At 63.1% G+C, this 13,634-nt stretch carries 11 protein-coding genes and 1 pseudogene; 3 read left to right on the top strand and 9 right to left on the bottom strand.

Annotation, left to right across the window (positions count from 1 at the left end; all coding sequences use genetic code 11):
* The first annotated feature begins 115 nt into the window (after window positions 1-115).
* Entirely contained in the window at window positions 116-547 is a 432-nt protein-coding gene (locus ACFSOZ_RS07620; protein WP_379095485.1) for a GlcG/HbpS family heme-binding protein, read from the top strand.
* A gap of 10 nt (window positions 548-557) precedes the next feature.
* Here ACFSOZ_RS07620 and ACFSOZ_RS07615 read toward each other — a convergent pair whose 3' ends face one another.
* From ACFSOZ_RS07615 to ACFSOZ_RS07600, 4 genes and pseudogenes are all read right to left on the bottom strand, one after another.
* Window positions 558-959: a hypothetical protein gene (locus tag ACFSOZ_RS07615; protein WP_378922757.1), complete on the bottom strand. Its 402-nt coding sequence runs from the start codon at window positions 957-959 to the stop codon at window positions 558-560.
* A 192-nt stretch (window positions 960-1,151) separates the two neighbouring features.
* Window positions 1,152-1,340, bottom strand: a pseudogene (locus tag ACFSOZ_RS07610) (arginase family protein); the annotation flags it as partial.
* Between the two features lie 71 nt (window positions 1,341-1,411).
* Complete coding sequence (gene rpmF, locus ACFSOZ_RS07605; RefSeq protein WP_008834724.1) at window positions 1,412-1,594, bottom strand: 50S ribosomal protein L32; 183 nt, start codon at window positions 1,592-1,594, stop codon at window positions 1,412-1,414.
* Window positions 1,595-1,735: 141 nt separating this feature from the next.
* A complete protein-coding gene (locus tag ACFSOZ_RS07600) occupies window positions 1,736-2,497 on the bottom strand; it encodes a biosynthetic peptidoglycan transglycosylase (RefSeq protein WP_379095481.1) in 762 nt (253 codons plus the stop codon).
* A 78-nt stretch (window positions 2,498-2,575) separates the two neighbouring features.
* Between ACFSOZ_RS07600 and ACFSOZ_RS07595 the strand changes: the two genes are divergently transcribed.
* Entirely contained in the window at window positions 2,576-3,493 is a 918-nt protein-coding gene (locus ACFSOZ_RS07595; RefSeq protein ID WP_379095478.1) for a polyprenyl synthetase family protein, read from the top strand.
* Window positions 3,494-3,740: 247 nt separating this feature from the next.
* Here ACFSOZ_RS07595 and ACFSOZ_RS07590 read toward each other — a convergent pair whose 3' ends face one another.
* A complete protein-coding gene (locus ACFSOZ_RS07590) occupies window positions 3,741-7,169 on the bottom strand; it encodes an acyl-[ACP]--phospholipid O-acyltransferase (RefSeq protein WP_379095475.1) in 3,429 nt (1,142 codons plus the stop codon).
* 584 nt (window positions 7,170-7,753) lie between these two features.
* On the opposite strand from ACFSOZ_RS07590, the gene ACFSOZ_RS07585 reads away from it, so the two are divergent.
* Window positions 7,754-10,093 carry a response regulator gene (locus tag ACFSOZ_RS07585; RefSeq protein ID WP_379095472.1) on the top strand — a complete coding sequence of 780 codons (2,340 nt, stop codon included), beginning with the start codon at window positions 7,754-7,756 and terminating at the stop codon, window positions 10,091-10,093.
* A 17-nt stretch (window positions 10,094-10,110) separates the two neighbouring features.
* Here the strand turns inward: ACFSOZ_RS07585 and ACFSOZ_RS07580 are convergent, their stop codons facing one another.
* The 4 genes from ACFSOZ_RS07580 to ispG are packed head-to-tail and all read right to left on the bottom strand — an operon-like array spanning window position 10,111 to window position 13,633.
* Entirely contained in the window at window positions 10,111-10,884 is a 774-nt protein-coding gene (locus ACFSOZ_RS07580) for a Stf0 family sulfotransferase (RefSeq protein WP_379095469.1), read from the bottom strand.
* A gap of 29 nt (window positions 10,885-10,913) precedes the next feature.
* Window positions 10,914-11,471 carry a phosphotransferase-like protein gene (locus ACFSOZ_RS07575; protein WP_379095466.1) on the bottom strand — a complete coding sequence of 186 codons (558 nt, stop codon included), beginning with the start codon at window positions 11,469-11,471 and terminating at the stop codon, window positions 10,914-10,916.
* 50 nt (window positions 11,472-11,521) lie between these two features.
* On the bottom strand, window positions 11,522-12,376 hold the full coding sequence (locus tag ACFSOZ_RS07570; RefSeq protein WP_379095464.1) for a lytic transglycosylase domain-containing protein: 855 nt from the start codon (window positions 12,374-12,376) through the stop codon (window positions 11,522-11,524).
* A 6-nt stretch (window positions 12,377-12,382) separates the two neighbouring features.
* On the bottom strand, window positions 12,383-13,633 hold the full coding sequence (gene ispG, locus ACFSOZ_RS07565; RefSeq protein ID WP_379095461.1) for a flavodoxin-dependent (E)-4-hydroxy-3-methylbut-2-enyl-diphosphate synthase: 1,251 nt from the start codon (window positions 13,631-13,633) through the stop codon (window positions 12,383-12,385).
* Window position 13,634 lies beyond the last annotated feature (1 nt).

Below are 13,634 nucleotides of genomic sequence, written 5' to 3'. Positions count from 1 at the left end.
TGTCGAACGCCGCTTTCCATTCCGCCTCTTCATGCGAAGCAATTTCAACCGAAACCGGGATTTTGCCGAGCCCGTCGACGGTCGATGATCGACGCGTTTCAACCAGGAGACTGCCATGACCACACTGCCGCTCGAAAAAGCCGTTGAGATCATCGATGCCGCCTTTGCCAGGGGCGCCGATCTCAAGCTCAAGCCGCTTGGCGTCTCGGTGCTCGACGCCGGCGGACATCTGATTGCCTTCCAGCGCCAGGACGGCGCCTCGTTCCTGCGTCCGCAAATGTCGGCCGGCAAGGCCTATGGCGCGCTGGCCATCGGCATGGGCTCGCGCCGGGTCGAGGCCTTCGCCAAGGAGCGCCCGCACCTCGTTGCCGGCATCTCGGACGTGTCTGGCGGACGCGTGTTGCCGGTCGTCGGCGGGGTGTTGATCCGCGACAAGGCCGGCGCCATCATTGGCGCCGTCGGCATTTCCGGCGATACCTCGGACAATGACGAAGCCACCGCCATCGCCGGCATCGAGGCAGCCGGCTTCACCGCCGATCCAGGCTGAGGCGTTGGCCCTAGTTTAGATTTATGTCACGACTGGCCGACCGCATCGACACCGCGAACCCGGCCAGCACGTCGAACAGCGCGATGACCATCAGCGTGAAGAACACGGAATGTGCCGCACCCTTCACCAGCAGGAACTCGACCAGGAACGCAACGAAGACCAGCGTCGACAGAAGATGGTCCATGATCGAGGCATTGGTCGTTCGCACCGACTTCGCCATTTCGAGGAAAAGGAAGATCAGCCCGAGCAGCACCATCAGGTCGCCCAGCGTCATCGAGAACACGCCGCCCGACATCATGCTGAACGAGAAGATTTCGTTCGCCCACGGGTCGTCGCCGCCGCCGAATATTCCGAGCAGGCCGAGATTGTAGAGCACGAAAGGCACGATCAAAAGCGGGACGGCACCGAACATCTGGCGTCTCCATATGGGGGCAATCCTTTGTAGAATGCGCCACGGGCACGCCGTCAAGATTTTTCGTGAGGAGCCACGAACACGGTCGAAGACCGGATGCAACAACCGTGTCAGCCGGTTGCCCGGCTGACACGGAGCAATTCCAGGAAAAATGTGAAACGGTTTTCCGTCCGGAATTACGAGATAGTGGGCTCAGTGTTTGAATTGACCGGCGCGCACGGCCGCACCAATGACGTTGAGGATGATGTGGCCGGCGGTCATCGAGGTGATCTCGTTGATGTCGCGGGCGGGCGCGATCTCGACGATGTCCATGCCAACGACACGCCCCTTGGCGAACAGGCCCTTGATCAGCTCGATCGTCTGGCGATAGCTGACGCCGCCCGGCTGCCAAACGCAAAAAGACCGGCCAGTGGCCGGTCTTTCGGTAACTCAAGACTTCAAAAAAGCTGGTCTCAGCTTTCCTTGGGCGTCAACACCTGACGGCCGCGATACATGCCGGTCTTCAGGTCGATGTGGTGCGGCCGGCGCATTTCGCCGGAATTCTTGTCCTCGACATAGGTCGGGGCCTTGAGGGCGTCGGCCGAGCGGCGCATGCCGCGCTTGGACGGAGAGGTTTTTCGTTTCGGAACGGCCATGGATATGCTCCATTACATGGTCAAAAAGCCCCGCCCGCCCTCGTGAAAGGGCCGTGTCGGGGCCGGAATCTGAGAAAGTCGGGTGCCTATACACGCCCTGCGCCGTTTTGGCCAGCACTGCCGCGAATTTTTTTGAGCTGGCTACTGCAGACAGCCGACATAGGCGCCGGAGCGGCCGGCGCGCCGCTCGATCAGATTGGCGAGCCGTCTCAGGCCCGGCCCGGGCTTCGCCGGATTGCGGGCGATCGGATTTGGCAAGGAGACGGCCAGAAGTGCGGCCTGCCGCCGCGACAGCTGTTTTGCCGAAATGCCGAAATGGTGCTGTGCCGCGGCCTCGATGCCGTAGATGCCCGGCCCCCACTCGGCGATGTTGAGGTAAATTTCCATGATGCGCCGTTTCGACATCACCGCGTCGAAATAGACGGACAGCGGCAGTTCGACGACCTTGCGCACCGAACCCAGCGGCCGTGACCAGAGAAACAGGTTCTTGACCGTCTGCATGGTGATGGTCGAGGCGCCGCGTGTCGCCTCGCCGGCCAGCGCATCGTCGACGACGCCCCTCAACTCGCCGAGATCGACGCCGCGGTGGAAGCAGAACTGCCCGTCTTCGGACATGATCACGGAATTGGCCAGCACCGGCGCCACATCGTCGATCGACACCCAGCGGCGGTCGTAGCCGGAAAACGTCGCAAGGTCCTTCAGCATCGGCGTCGACACCGGATGCACGAAGGACGGCAGATAGAGCAGCGTCAGCACCGTCGGTATCAGCGCCAGCACCGCGGCCACGACGATGCCGCGCCGGACCCAGCGCTTGAGACTGCGGCGGTTCACGCCCCGCGATCTCGTCGCCATGTCCAGCTTTTCGATTTCATGATCGACGATCGGTTCCGCCAAGCCGTCCAACCCGTGCTTCTCCCTGCTCCGGCATAATGGCGCTTGGCTTCTTGCGCAACGTCTGAGTGTCGGCTACCGGTCCCGACTATGACGAATGACGACGAAATGGCCTTCGAAATGGCGCTCATTGGACGGGCAGCCGCCGTCGAGGTGCTGCTGCGGCGGCTGCTCGACGACCGCGCGCTTTCGGGCGAGATAGCGCGCCCCGACCGCCTGATGGCGGCCATGCGCCACGGCGTGCTGAACGGCGGCAAGCGCCTGCGCCCCTTCCTGGTCATGGAAAGTGCGGCCCTTTTTTCCGCCGACGGCGAGGCGGCACTGCGCATCGCCGCCGCTCTCGAGTGCGTGCATTGCTATTCACTGATCCATGATGATCTGCCCGCCATGGACGATGACGACCTGCGTCGTGGCCAGCCCACCGTGCATAGGGCCTTCGACGAAGCGACCGCCATCCTGGCCGGCGACGCCTTGCTGACGCTTGCCTTCGACATCATCGCCGACGAGGCGACCGTGCTGCCGGCGGAGCGACGGGCTGCCCTGGTGCTGGCGCTGGCTCGCGCGGCCGGGGCCGGCGGCATGGTGGGCGGCCAGAAGCTCGACCTCGAGGCCGAACAGGCGCCGCCGGACGAGGCCGGCATCATCCGGCTGCAGGCGATGAAGACCGGCGCGCTGATCCGCTTCGCCTGCGAGGCGGGCGCGCTGATCGCCGGCGCTCCTGCCGAGGACCGTGAGCGGCTGGCCGAATTCGGCTCGGCGATCGGCCTTGCCTTCCAGCTTGCCGACGATTTGCTCGACCTGACCGCGGATGCCAGCCAGATGGGCAAGGCGACCGGCAAGGATGCCGCCGCCGGCAAGGCGACGCTGGTGGCGCTGCATGGCGCGAACTGGGCACGCAGCCAGCTTCATGGGCTTGTCGAACAAGCGCATGAATTGCTCGCGCCCTATGGCGAGCGTGCCTTGCTGCTGAAGGAAGCGGCGACATTCGTGGCGGCGCGGACCAGCTGACGTCAGGCCAACCAGGACATCGGCCCGATTGGATTGCGAAATTCGTCTGCTTTGCGCCATGAACGGACGCAGGCGCGCCCCATGCATCGACGTGAACTGACCCAAACCAGCCTTTGCCACGCCGATTTGGCCGCTCGTAAGCGGACCCTCGCCGGAACCGGCATCACTGGCCCAAAGACGACCTCAGTTGCTCAATGAGGGGGCCAACGGGCCGGGCTTGGTCCGCCGGCCATTGGTTACGACTGGCTCAAGCCGCCTTGATCTTCATTTCTTCTTCGCCGCGCACCATTTTGGTCACAGCGGAGAAGTCGAGCTTGCCGGAGCCGAGGACCGGCACTTTCGCAACGACGCGCACTTCGGCCGGCACCATCAGGTCCATGGCGCCGTTGGCCTTGGCGAAGGTCAGGAACTCGGCGCGGGTGGCGCCGGCCGCCTCGGTGATGAGGATCAGCTTTTCGCCCTTGCGCGCATCCGGCACGGTGGCGACGGCCGACAGCAAGCCTTTCCACAATTCGCCCGCGAGCGCCTCGACCGCAGCCAGCGAGATCATCTCGCCGCCGATCTTGGCGAAGCGCTTGGCACGGCCACGGATGGTGATGAAGCCGGCCTCATCAACGGCGACGACGTCGCCGGTGTCATGCCAGCCATCTGCCAGCGGCTCGAGCACGCCCGGCTTCTCGGCCCTGAGATAGCCCGCCATGACATTGGGGCCGCGCACGAAAAGCCGTCCGCCGTCATCGACGCCTGGTACCGCATCCAGGCGATACTCCATGCCGGGCATGATTTTGCCGACGCTGCCGGAGCGGTTGTACATCGGCGTGTTGATGGAAATCACCGGCGCGGTTTCGGTCACGCCGTAGCCCTCCAGGATGCGCAGGCCGAACTTCTCCATATAGGTCATGCGCGTCGACGCCTTGACCGGTTCGGCGCCAGCAAAGCAATAGCGCACCGAGCGGAAATCGTAGGGGTGTGCCGTGCGGGCATAGCCTGCGAGGAACGTATCGGTGCCGAAGATGATCGTCGCGTTCGATGCATAAACCAGCTCCGGTACGATGCGGTAGTGCAGCGGCGAGGGGTAGAAGTAGACCGGCACGCCCGAGATCAGCGGCAGCACCGTGCCCGCCGTCATGCCGAAGGAGTGGAAGATCGGCAGCACGTTGAAGACCTTGTCGCCCGAATGGAAGTCGATGCGCGATGCGGCCTGGGCGGCATTGGCCAGGATGTTGCGATGGGTGAGCACCACGCCCTTGGGCGTGCCCTCGGAGCCGGACGTGAACAGGATCACTGCCGGATCGTCGGGCTTGCGGGCGACTCGCGGCGTGCTTTTGCGCAAGAGGCCGAGCAGCTTGTCCTTGAGGCCGATGGTAGCCCGCAGATCATCGAGCCAGACGATGCTCACCGAGCGGCCGAGCTCTTCGACGACGGCGCCGAGCTTGGCCTGTTCGATGAAGGCGCGCGACGTGAGCACGGTGCGCACCTCGGCGGCCTTGCAGGCGGACAGGATGTTGGCAGCACCGGCGGTGAAGTTCATCATCGCCGGAACCTTGCCGGCCGACATGACGCCGAGCAGCGTCGCGCAGGAGCCGTTGGCGTTGGGCAGCATGATGCCGAGAGTCTGCTGGCCGGCATAGAGGTTCTCGAATTTCTCGCCGAGCACTGCGGCAGCCGTCAGCAGCTTGCCATAGCTCAGCGAACCGGTGACCGGGTCCTGAACGGCGAGCTGCTTCATGCCGCGCTCGCGCGCCGTCTGGATGATCTTTTCCAGGACGGTGGTGTCGATGTCCTGAGTGCGGAAGACGAGGTCCGACATCACCTGGTAGAGGCCGGCACCCGCTGCGGCGCGACGCTTGCGGCCCTTAAGTTCCTGCTGCACTTCGAGCTTGACCGGTTCCAGGATGGTCACCTTGACCTTCGGGAACAGGCGGCGGCGCACATGCTGCGAGGTCAGCCGCGAAAAGTAGCTCTTCTCCAGCCCGTCGATGCGCACCGGCACGACCATCGAGCCGGTCTTGTCGGCCACCATGGCGGCGCCGTCATAGACCTTCATTAGGCCGCCAGTGACGGTGATGCGGCCTTCCGGGAAAATGACCAGCGGGTCGCCGCCCTGCACGATCTTGATCAGCGTGCGGGTCGACATTGGCTTGGATGGGTTCAGCGGCAGCGCGCGGGCGAGTTTCATGAACGGCTTCATCCACCAAGCCTGAGCGATGGTGTGGTCGATGGCGAAGACCGGCTCTTCATCGGTCAGCGTCAGCGCCAGCGGACCATCGAGAAAGCTGACATGGTTGAGCGCCAGTATGGGTGCCGGGCCGGCGGCCTTGAGATTTTCCATGCCCTCGACTTCGAGGCGGTGGAAGGCCCGAAACAGGATGGAGACAAAATCGCGGAAAGCGTTGGTCGGCAGGTATTTCAGCATCAGCCAGGCGGCGATGGCGTTGACCGCGGCGAGGCCGAACAGGATGGCTCCGGTGGAGACGCCGGCTGCCTGGATCGCGGCGACGAGTATGCCGCCGACCGTCATGAAGCCTGCATTGACGATGCTCACGGCGGCGACGACGCGAGCGCGGCGCGCTTCAGGTGACCAGGCTTGCACGGCGGCAAAGGTCGGCACCACAAGGAAGGCACTGGCAATCGCCATGCCGGCAAGGTCGATCGCAACATGGATCGTGTTTGGCCCGGCGAAGAAAAGGGCAAGGGTTTCGGCCCTGGGCGAAGGCTGCATGCTCCAGATGGTCCAGGCCAGATCCAGTCCGAACAGCGCAAGCAGCGCCGTGCCGACCGGTGCAGGCAAGAGCACGATACGGCCCTGCGACATCCACGCGGCAATGGCGGAGCCAATGGCGATCGATACGGCGAACACCGCGAGATAGACGGTGACCGCCATCTCGTTGCCGCCGAGCGAATCCTTGACCAGGGTCGGCAGGATCGAAAGGACGATGGCGCCGATCAGCCAGAACCACGACGTCATCAGTCCAGCGCGCCAGATTCTTTTGTCGCCACGCAATCCGTTGACCTGACGCCAGGTCGAGCGAAAGACATTTTTGTCGATGACGAGGTCGGGGGCCGCAGAACCGGTGGACGGGATGTAACGGCTGACAAACCAGCAACTGACGGCGAGGATCATCATGATCGGCCCGAAGACCGAGACGCCTATGCCATCGGCCGAGACGACGCCGCCGGCGATGGTGCCGCCGAGGATGGCGGCGAAGGTCGCCGATTCGATCCAGGCATTGGCGCCGGGCAATTCCTTGCGCTCGAGATGATCCGGCAGGATGCCGTACTTGATCGGTCCGAACAGCGCCGAGATGATGCCGAACATCAGCAACGCCACCATCAGCACCGGGATCGACGACAGCGCGATGCCGACAACCGCGACGCCAGCAGCGGCGATCTCGGTGAATTTCAGCCGACGGGCGATGAGGGCCTTGTCGAAGCGGTCGGCGATCTCGCCGCCAAGGGCGGACAAGAGCAGGAAGGGAGCCATGAACACGGCACCCGCCAGGGTGACCAGTGACGCCGCCTTGTCCGCCGCCAGCGTGAACAGAATAAGGAACACCAGCGTGTTCTTGAGGAAATTGTCGTTGAAGGCGGACAGGAATTGCGTCCAGAAGAGAGGCGCAAAGCGCCGTGACGTCATCAGATGGCTGTTCGCATGATTGTTCGAGGCGATGTCCATAGCGGCGACTTCCATTGGGCAAGACCGTTGCAATCCTGATCGGATCGATCGGCAGTCTTGCGTGATTTGAGCCTTGTTGTAGCCGGAACCCGATTACACTTCGTTACTGCGGCTGACGTCCATCAGCAGCGTCTCGGTCTGGCACCTTCCTGTCAGTTGATGGAGCGGCTTGCTTCTTCCGCGTCGCGCAGCGCCTTAGTGAGATCGAGGTATGCACGAGCATGGTCGCGGCCATCGCATAGAGCCCCTTGACGGCCAATCATGCCTCCATGAAGGCGATGCCGTCCACGCTCATCGAGGCGGCAATGGCGAAACCGGCCATGGCGAACGTTTTCCAGGCGCTTGAGTTCTTGAGCGCATAGTTGTTGGTGGTCATTCGATATGATCTTTTCGTTTCAGGGTTAAGTCGGGTCGGTGTGGGTCTGTTTCAGGCCGGATACAATCAAGCCGGCTTGCCATACGTTTTCGCCAACTGTTCGAGCACGGCGTCGGCGCGCTGTTCGCGTCCACACACGAACGAAATTTTAATGTAAATGAAGCGTAATCCCGACCATTAAAATGGTGCGTATGTGTTGGGGTTGCGCATGCCGGAATATTCGTCTTTCATCCGGTCGGTCCGGATCCGCTATATTTCAGGGTTGCTGATTTTCGCGCTGGCTTCAGCGGCGATCATGATAGCGCTCGATCGTGTCAATTCCTTTCGACATGACATCGATACGCTGAGCAGCAACCTCGTCGTCTTTACACGTGACCTGCGCAACGCGACCAGCTTTGCCGAGACGACCGGCACAGCCTGGCGGGCGGAGACACGCGATGCCCTCACCTCATCGGCGCGCGGCCATTCGGAGCGCCTGACCGGCGAGATCGAGACGCTGACCGAGCAGCTTGCCGCGATAAGATCACGCCTTTCGGGCAAGACCGTCAACGAGCTCGAATCCGCTTCCGTCAACGGTGACCTGTTCTGGTCGCCGCGCGACATGGTGCGCAACTTCAACCTGATGTCGATGGCGCAGAAGGTCGACGAATGGAGCTATCGCGAAATCCGCAACCAGAATGATCTGTTTGCCCAGCCCATGCTGGTCCGCGTCCGCACCGCCATGGACGATGAGCGCCACCTGGCCGATGCCTCCAGCGACAGGCTGCTGCTGTGGGCAAGCGGCATCCTGTTCGCGGCCCTTGCCATCGTCGCCTTCTGGATCTTCCGCCCGATGGAAGTGGCCATCCGCCGCGCCTTTGCCGAATCCGCCGAATCCCTGTTCAAGGCCGAGGCCGCCGACCGCGCCAAGTCGGAATTCCTGGCCAATATGAGCCACGAAATCCGCACGCCGATGAACGGCGTGCTTGGCATGGCCGAGCTGCTGGCCAAGACCGACCTGACGGCGCGCCAGAAGACCTTCACCGATGTCATCGTCAAATCCGGCAACGCGCTGCTCACCATCATCAACGACATCCTCGATTTCTCGAAGATCAATGCCGGCCAGCTCACCCTCGACCCTGCCCCCTTCCGTCTTTCCGAAGCGGTCGAGGACGTGGCGACGCTGGTGTCGGCGCGCGTCGCCGAAAAGAACCTCGAACTGATCGTGCGCGTCGACCCGCGCCTGCCGGCCCATGTCGTCGGCGACGCCGGCCGGTTCCGGCAGATCGTCACCAACCTCCTCGGCAACGCGGTGAAGTTCACCGAAAAGGGTCATGTGCTGATCGATGTCGGCGGCGAGATCGTCAATGACGTGGTCCAGCTCAAGGTTCGCGTCGAGGACACCGGCATCGGCATTCCCGCCGAGAAACTGCAGAACGTGTTCGAAAAATTCGCCCAGGTCGACGGTTCGTCGACCCGCCGCCATGAGGGCACCGGCCTCGGCCTCGCCATAGCCGCCCGCCTCGTCGACCTGATGGCCGGCAAGATCGGCGTCGAGAGCGAGATCGGCCGCGGCTCGGTGTTCTGGTTCGCGGTGCCGCTGCCCGCGCATCATGCCGCGGCGCGCGACGAAATCGTGCCGGTCGACGTCACTGGCGCTCGCGTGCTGGTCATCGACGACAATCCGGTCAACCGCGAAATACTGCTCGAGCAGCTCAGAAGCTGGAGCTTCGACTGCGCCGCCGCCGAAAGCGGCGCCGTGGGCCTGGCTTTCCTCGATCGCGCCTTTCAGTTGGGAGCCGCCGTCGACTGCATCATTCTCGACTACCAGATGCCGGGCATGAACGGCGCCGACGTCGCCAGGGCCATTGCTTCCGATAGCCGGCTGGCTTCCATTCCGGTGGTGTTGCTGACCTCGGTCGACCAGGTCGATTTCGGCAAGATGATCATCGATTTCGGCATCGCCGCCCACCTGACCAAGCCGGCGCGCTCCGCGGTCCTGCTCGGCACCGTCATCTCGGTGGTCCAGAAGGCCCGCTCGCAGGTCGGCAAGGCGCAGTTCGTCCGCGAACCGATCGTGCAGGCTCCCCCGGTAGCGCCGCCCGCTTTCACCGTTATCCGTGGCCCGGCAAAGCCGGTCGCCACAGCGCCGGAATCGGCGGCCACGCCGAACGGCCCGATCGACATCCTCATTGCCGAGGACAATGATGTGAACCAGCTGGTGTTCGGCCAGATCCTCAACGGCCTTGGTCTCAGCTACCGCATCGCCGGCAACGGCCGCACTGCGGTCGAGATGTATCGGGCGCTGCGCCCCAAGCTGATCCTGATGGACGTCTCGATGCCGGAGATGAACGGCTACGAAGCGACCCGCGCCATCCGCGCCATGGAGACCTCGTCGGGCACCCACATCCCGATCATCGGCGTCACCGCGCATGCACTGAAGGGCGATCGCGACAAGTGCATCGAAGCCGGCATGGACGACTATCTGCCCAAGCCGGTCTCGCCCGACCGCCTCGGCACCAAGATCGGCACCTGGCTCAGCGAGACGGTGGTGGCGAAGACGGCTTAGCCGCTTTCATCGATGCGTCAAACGGTTGCGTCCAGATGATAGCGGCGCATCCAGTCAAGGCTCGTCTCGTCGGCGAGCTTTGCAACGCCGGGCCTTACATCCGCGGCATTCGGCGCTTGAACGCCCAAGGCTTCGCAGATGCCCAGCAATGCCGCAGCCGGATTGCCTGAAAGGCGCTCATAGCCAACCCGCAGCGGGATTATGCCTTGTTCCGCGAACCAGATGTTCCAGGCCGCGTCATTGGCCTCGAGCACCGTGAGCTCACGTTTGATCCGCTCGAAATCATAGTGCGGCTCTTTCGCGGGTGCGACCCTTTCGATCTCGGTGCCATCAGGAGCGATGTGCCAGAGACCTGTTTGCTCGGCTTTGACCAGGGAGACAGCCTGCGCAAGCTTGTTCTCACGCGAGAGATGTATGTAGAGAACATCGCCGAATGCTTTTTCGAAACGCGCTTTGTCTGACGGAAGTTCTGGGAAAATCTGGTCGAGGATTGCTGAAAGCTCATCCAGATTTTCGCGCATCAAACGAAGGCCGAAGATGCCTGTCCCACCCTTGCCCGCGGCAATTGCCGCATCGAGATAGGCGACATTGAATTCGAGCTCGCTCATCGTGTCGCGATCGGGCAGGTTCCAGTCTTCGGCCCACTCCGAGACGTCCTGCCGCCGATAGAATGAATGAGGATTGCCGGCCTTGGTAGTCGCCAGAAGCTTGCACAGCAAGGTGCTTCCGGTTCTCGGCGTGCCACAGATAATGTATCCGTCAAACATCCGGCGGCCCTTGTTGCTCATCATAGGCAGGGCAACCCGGCCAATCCGGCCGCCTATAACCGAAATTCTTGCTGGATGCGACGGGCGCATTCGAGTGGCGTAAGCAGGCTGGTGTCGACTGCCAGGTCGTAGTCTATGTTATGGTTCACGCGCCCATATTGCCAGCGCGCCAGGCCTGGCATGCGGTCGGCACGCTGCGCTTCGCGCGCTTCCAGCACCTCCAGCGGCGCCATGACACCGACCACGTGGAGGTCGAAAGCCGACAGCAGTTCGAGATAGTCTGATATTTCGCCATTGTAGAGCACATCGTCGACGATCAGGTTGTTGCCTTGCCCGGCCATGGCGGCGATGGCGTGGCGCATGCCGCGCAGGGTTCGCGCACCCACCGGCCCGGTCCTGATCACGACCGAAGGCTTGCCGTCCTGCCGGGTGGATTCATAGGAAAAGCCATCCGCATGGTCCTGCAGCGCGTAGGGCAGCATCTCGATGAAAGTGTCCATCTGGACATGCAGGAAGGGCGCGGCGGTGATCGTCTGCAGCGCCCTGGCGATCGAGCCCTTGCCGGCGCTGCCAACCCCATTGAGCAGAACGATGCTGGCAACTTTGGTCATGGCACCCCGACTCTGCCTTTTCTGTGCAGCCCAGCAGTCCAACCGCTGGACTACCGGTTGCGCACCACCACGCACGCTCCGCCGACGCTCTGCAATTTCCGGCAGATGACATTGGCGGCGGCGCGGTCGTCGACACCGATCCTGACCGCGTAGATGCCGCGCCGGCCGATCGGTGTGCGCACCCGGCTGACCACCGGATCATGACCGCTGAGCAGGGCCGGAAACCGGCTTCTTACCCGCAGCCATTGGCCGATCGCGGCACTGCGGCGGAAGTTGCCGGCCACCTGGATGCCCCATGGTTTTATATTGATCGAGGCCATCGCCACGGTCTGCGACATGATCACCGGCAGCCTCCGGCAAGCGACGGCAAAATCCGACTTCTGATCGAGCGGTTCGACCTTGCCGGCATAGATCCGGTCGGAAAACTTGTCGACCGGCTCGCCCATGATGTCGAAAACATAGCTCTCGGTCTCCATCGGCAGGAAACCGCCGGAACCGAGCCAGCGCGAAACCCGGCTTTCACCAGAATTGTAGGCGGCAGCCGCCAGGCCGAGATTGCCGTAGCTGGTTTTCATTTCGGCGAGATACTTCGCCGAGGCCGGAATCGCCTGGTTGATGTCGAAGGAATTGGCGAGCCCACGCATCTTGGCGGTGCCCGGCATGAACTGGGCGATGCCTTCGGCGCCGACCGGACTGACGGCGTTGGGATCGAAACGGCTTTCCTTCCAGATCAGTCGGGCGAAAAAGTCCCGGGGCAGGCCGTTCTGATCGGCATGGGCCTGGATCAGGGTGCAGACCTTGTCGATGAGCCTCTGCTTGGCGGATTGCGGCGGATCGGCCTGAGCCAGGGTCGACCAGCCCAGTCCGCACAACAAAATCAGCGCCGCCCAGAGGAAACGCAGCATTTTGATCTACTCTGCCGCGGCTTTGCCGCGACCAAACCGTTGCTCGATATAGTCGGCGACCATTTTCTCGAAATCCGCCGCGATCGACGGCCCGCGCAGCGTCGCTGCCTTCTTGCCATCGACGAAGACAGGCGCCGTCGGCGTCTCGCCGGTGCCGGGCAGCGAAATGCCGATGTCGGCATGCTTGGACTCGCCCGGACCGTTGACGATACAGCCCATCACCGCGACCTTGAGGTTCTCGACACCGGGATATTTTTCACGCCACACCGGCATGTTCTTCCTGAGATCGGCCTGGATGTTCTGGGCCAGTTCCTGGAACACGGTGGAGGTGGTGCGGCCGCAGCCGGGGCAAGCGGCGACGATCGGCACGAACTGCCTGAACCCCATGGTCTGCAGCAATTCCTGCGACACCTGCACTTCACGTGTGCGGTCGCCATTCGGCTCCGGCGTCAGCGAAATGCGGATGGTGTCGCCGATGCCTTGCTGCAGCAGAATGCCCATCGCGGCGGACGAAGCGACGATGCCTTTCGAACCCATGCCGGCCTCGGTCAGGCCAAGATGCAGCGCATGGTTGGAGCGGGTGGCGAGTTCGGTGTAGACGGCGATCAGGTCCTGCACGCCGCTGACCTTGGCCGACAGGATGATCTTCTCGCGGCCAAGGCCGATCTCTTCGGCCATTTCGGCCGACAGGATCGCCGACTGCACGATCGCTTCGCGCGTCACTTCCTGCGCCGTCAGCGGGAAACCCTGGGCCTGGTTGTCGTCCATCAGCCGGGTCAAAAGCTCCTGGTCGAGCGAACCCCAGTTGACGCCGATGCGCACCGGCTTGTCGTATCTGATCGCCATCTCGACGATTGCCGCGAACTGCCGGTCCTTCTTGTCCTTGAAGCCGACATTGCCCGGATTGATGCGGTATTTTGCCAGCGCTTCGGCGCAGGCCGGATGATCGGCCAAAAGCTTGTGGCCGATATAATGGAAATCGCCGACCAGCGGCACGTTGATGCCGAGCCGCGCCAGCCTTTCGTGGATGCGCGGCACGGCGGCGGCACTCTCGTCACGATCGACGGTGATGCGCACGATCTCGGAGCCGGCGCGGTGCAGCGCCGCGACTTGCGCAACCGTCTGGTCGACATCGGCCGTATCGGTGTTTGTCATCGACTGCACGACGACAGGCGCGCCGCCGCCGACGACCACGCCGCCGACATCGACGCCGACCGAGGTGCGGCGGGGGAAGGGAGAGGAAAAATATCCGGTCATG

It is taken from the genome of Mesorhizobium newzealandense, assembly GCF_042682145.1.
In the GTDB taxonomy this organism is placed as follows: Bacteria; Pseudomonadota; Alphaproteobacteria; order Rhizobiales; family Rhizobiaceae; genus Mesorhizobium; species Mesorhizobium newzealandense.
The sequence above is the reverse complement of the archived record's forward strand: the minus strand, read 5'-3'. Positions and strand labels throughout refer to the sequence as shown.